The 3,858-nt window shown below is 69.4% G+C and carries 2 protein-coding genes; both read right to left on the bottom strand.

Features of this window, described 5'->3' with window-relative positions; genetic code table 11:
* Window positions 1–217 precede the first annotated feature (217 nt).
* A complete protein-coding gene (locus H0W38_RS18460) occupies window positions 218–2,653 on the bottom strand; it encodes an ATP-binding protein (protein ID WP_292456822.1) in 2,436 nt (811 codons plus the stop codon).
* A gap of 131 nt (window positions 2,654–2,784) precedes the next feature.
* Window positions 2,785–3,753 carry a tripartite tricarboxylate transporter substrate binding protein gene (locus tag H0W38_RS18455; RefSeq protein WP_292456821.1) on the bottom strand — a complete coding sequence of 323 codons (969 nt, stop codon included), beginning with the start codon at window positions 3,751–3,753 and terminating at the stop codon, window positions 2,785–2,787.
* Between the last annotated feature and the right edge of the window lie 105 nt (window positions 3,754–3,858).

Here is a 3,858-nt window from a genome sequence, read left to right as displayed (position 1 = left end):
GATCTGAACTGTCAAAAAGAAAACCCGGCGTCGCTTTAGCTAGCGTGGCCGGGTGACAGTCGACAGTCGCGGGCCCCTCTTTAGCTGCATTTGTTGAGCGCCCGCAATCCGGATCAAATCGGCGCTGTCGCGGCAGTATATCGAGGCCTCACCGGTCGCCGGTGACCGAGCGGCCCGGCTCGCCAGCCCGCGTTTCAGTCGTGCCGCCACGACCGGATCAGGGCCGCTTGCGTCCCGCCGCGAGATGCCGGTCCAGGCAGGCCAGCAACTCGGCCATGTCGACCGGCTTGGTGAGGTAGTCGTCGAAGCCCTGCTCGCGCGCGGCGCGCACCCGGTCGGGCAGGGCGTCGGCGGACAGTGCGATGCGCGGCACGCCGGCGAGCCGTGGCTCGTCTTGCAGCGCCGCCAGCACGTCCAGCCCGGTCATGTCGCCCAGGTGCATGTCGATGAGCAAGAGGTCGGGGGGCGCGGCGCGCGCGCTGGCGATGGCTTCGCGGCCGCTGCGCGCGATGCGCAGCTCGCAGCCACTGCGCAGCAGCAGCAACTGGCGCACGAGCTCGATATTGAGGTTGTTGTCCTCCGCATAGAGCACGCTGTGCAGGGCCGTGCTGCCCGTGGCAGCGCCCGCCGCCGGCGACGCCGCCGCGCCCGGGCGCGGGTCGCTGCGCGGCAGCGTGACGGCGAAGCTCGAACCCCGGCCCGGCGCGCTGTGGACCGCGATCGAGCCGTTCATCAGCTCGACCAGCCTGCGCGTTATGGCCAGGCCCAGGCCGGTGCCCTCGATGCCGCTGCGCTCCGCACCCAGCCGGTTGAAGGGCTCGAACAGTTGCGCCTGCTGCGCCTGCGACAGGCCGATGCCGGTGTCGCTCACGGTGAGGCGTACTGCGTCGGTGTCGCGCCGCTCGACCTCTACCGTGACCCGGCCGCCCGAGTGGTTGTATTTGACCGCGTTGCTCATCAGGGTGACGAGCACCTGCCGCAGGCGCATGGGGTCGGCAAGCACGTGCAGCGGCGGGTCGCCGGCGCGCGAGAGCAGCGCCACGCCGCTGGCGCGTGCGCTCGGCGCGACCAGAGCGAACGATTCCTCGATCAAGGTGCGCAGCAGCAGCGGCTGCAGCACCAACGGCAGGTTGCCGGATTCGATGCGCGACAGGTCGAGCACGTCGCCGATCATCGCCAGCAGATGCTGGCCGGCGCGCTGGTTGTGGTCCACGCGGGCACGTTGGCCGTCGTGCAGCGGCTGTTGAATGTCGCCGAGCAGCAGTTGCGAGAAACCGAGTACCGCATTGAGCGGCGTGCGCAACTCGTGGCTCATGCGCGAAAGGAATTCGGTCTTGGCGGCGTTGGCGCGTTCGGCGGCTTGCGCGTTGAGCAAGGTTGCGTCGAAGCGCTTGCGCTCGGTGATGTCGGTGATGACGCCATGCCAAGTGGTGCTGCCGTCCGGCAGCCGCTCTGCGGCGGCCTGGCCTTCGAGCCAGCGACGGCCCGCGCGCGGAAGATCGACCTCGAACTCGGTGTTCCAGCCGTGCAGAGTCCGGCGTGAAGCTTCGAGACTTTCCCAGACGCCCTTGCGCTGCTCCTTGACGACGCGCTGGATCATCAGCCGGCCGTCGGCGCGCAGTGCTTCGGGCTCGTGCTCGAACAGCTCGCGCACGCCTTCGCTGCAATAAGGCACGCTGGTCTGGCCTTCCAGCCCGAAATGAAACTGGCACAGCATGCCGGGCACGTGGTTGGCGAGCTTGGTGAAGAGCGCTTCCCGTTCGCGCAACGCCGCCTCGGCGCGCTTTTTCTGATCGATGTCGAACACCACGGTGACGGTGTGCAGGAAGCGGCCCTGGTCATCGAGCATGGGCGTGGCGGTGAGTTGCACCCAGACGCTCGAGCCGTCGGGGCGCAGGTAGCGCTTCTCGCGGTTCTCGATGTTTGCCTGGGCGGTGACCAGGCGGTGCAGCAGCGCGTCGTCGCTCGGCAGATCGTCCGGGTGCGTGATGTCGCGGTAGGTCAGCGCCAGCAAGGCCTCGTGCGTGCGCCCAGTGATCTCGCACATGCGTGCGTTGACTTCCAGGAATCGGCCGTCGGCGCCCGTCTGGGCGATGCCCGCGCCGGCCCGCTCGAAGCTGTTGCGCCAGCGCGCCTCGCTTGCGCGCAACGCTGTCTCCGCCTGCCGGCGCTCGCGTTCGAGCATGACGGCGCCGATGATCGCGCCCACCGCGGCGAACAGCGGCTCCAGCGCGCTCAGCTGCGCAACGTCGTAGCCGCCGGGGCGGTTGGCCAGGCCGATCATCCCGACCAGCTCGCCGCCATGGAACAGCGGCACGCCGAGGTAGGTGTGCAGGCCGGGATGGCCGGCCGGCAGGCCGCCGGCGCGTGCATCGCCGGCCGGATCGTTGGAGATGACCGGCTTGCCGGTGGCCAGCGCCGCGCCGAGCAGCGTGTCGGTCCGGCGGAACTCCATGCCGGTGTGGCGCTCGCGGGCGACGCGTTCGCGCGTCGCCTCGTTCCAGGAAATGTCGGTGAGCGTGAAGACTTTCAGGTAGGGCGCGCCGCGCTCGTCGCGCCACACTTCGCCGATCAGCCCGTAGCCGCTGCCGGTGTTGGCGAGCAGGTCGGGCAGCAGCGCATCGAAGACCTCGGAGGAGGGCGCCCCGCAGATAACGCGCCTGCAGCCGCGCTGCCAGGCCCAGGATCTCGGGCGTCACCGCGCGGTCGGGAAGGGTCTCCACGCCGACACTTTGACACAGCGCGTTACCTGAGCGGCGCGGTCGGGCGCCGCGGGCGCGCGGCTCAGGACGTCTTGGCCAGGCCCAGGCGATCGATCACCACCTTCTCGCGCGCCGACGTTTCGGCGGCGAACTTTGCATAGGCGGCCGGGCCCATGTACATCAGCGCCTGGTCGAACTTGGCCAGCGCCTCCACGTGGTTGGGCATTTCCATGGCCTGCTTGAAGACGTCGTGCAGGCGCTGCACGCGCGCCGGGGCCATGCCCTTCGGGCCGGCCAGGCCGTACGGCGAGGCCTGCACCAGGCCCAGGCCCAGTTCCTTGAGCGTGGGCGCGTCGGGGAACTTGGCCAGGCGCTGTTCGCCCCAGGTATTGAGCACGCGCAGCTTGCCGGAGGCCACGTGCGGCGCGAAGCCGGTCGAGTCGGCCGCGGCCATGAGCTGGCCGCTGAGGATGCCCTGCATGAGGTCGGCGCTGCCCTTGTACGGAATGTGGTTGAGCGTGACGCCCAGCTTGAGCGCGATCTCCTCCATCGTGAGATGCGGGCTGGTCAGCACGCCGGTCGAGCCGTAGCTGAGCTTGCCGGGGTTGGCCTTGGCATAGGCGACGAAGTCGGCCCAGGTCTCGAAAGGCGAGTTGGCCGGCACCACCACGCCGAAGGCGTAGCCGGTGATGCCGATGATGTAGCTCAGGTCGGTGATCGGGTTCCAGTTGATCTTCTGTGTGTAGGGCAGGCGAAAGACGCCGAGCGGAATCTGCGCCACGGTGTGGCCGTCCGGCTGGGTGGTCAGCAGTTGCTGGGCCGGCAGGGTGCCGCCGGCGCCGGGCTTGTTCTCGACGACGACAGTCTGGCCGAGCAGCTTGCCGGCGTTCTCAGCCAGCACGCGCATGGTCAGGTCAGTCGGCCCGCCGGCCGGAAAGGCGACCAGCAGCTTGACCGGCTGCGTGGGCCAGGCGGCTTGCGCGCGCAAGGCCGGAGCCGCCGCCAGCGCAGCGCTGCCGGCAAGGGCTTTAAGAAGGGAGCGACGTTGCAGCATGAAGGCCTCGCGGTTCGGTTCAGGCGCACAGCATGTCACCCGATCGGCGCGCCGGCATCGGGAATTTCGCCCCGGAACTGTCACCGTCGCGACATCGGGAAT

The sequence above is a fragment of the Methylibium sp. genome (assembly GCF_013817365.1).
Classification (GTDB): domain Bacteria; phylum Pseudomonadota; class Gammaproteobacteria; order Burkholderiales; family Burkholderiaceae_C; genus Methylibium.
This window is presented reverse-complemented; position numbering and strand designations above follow the sequence as displayed.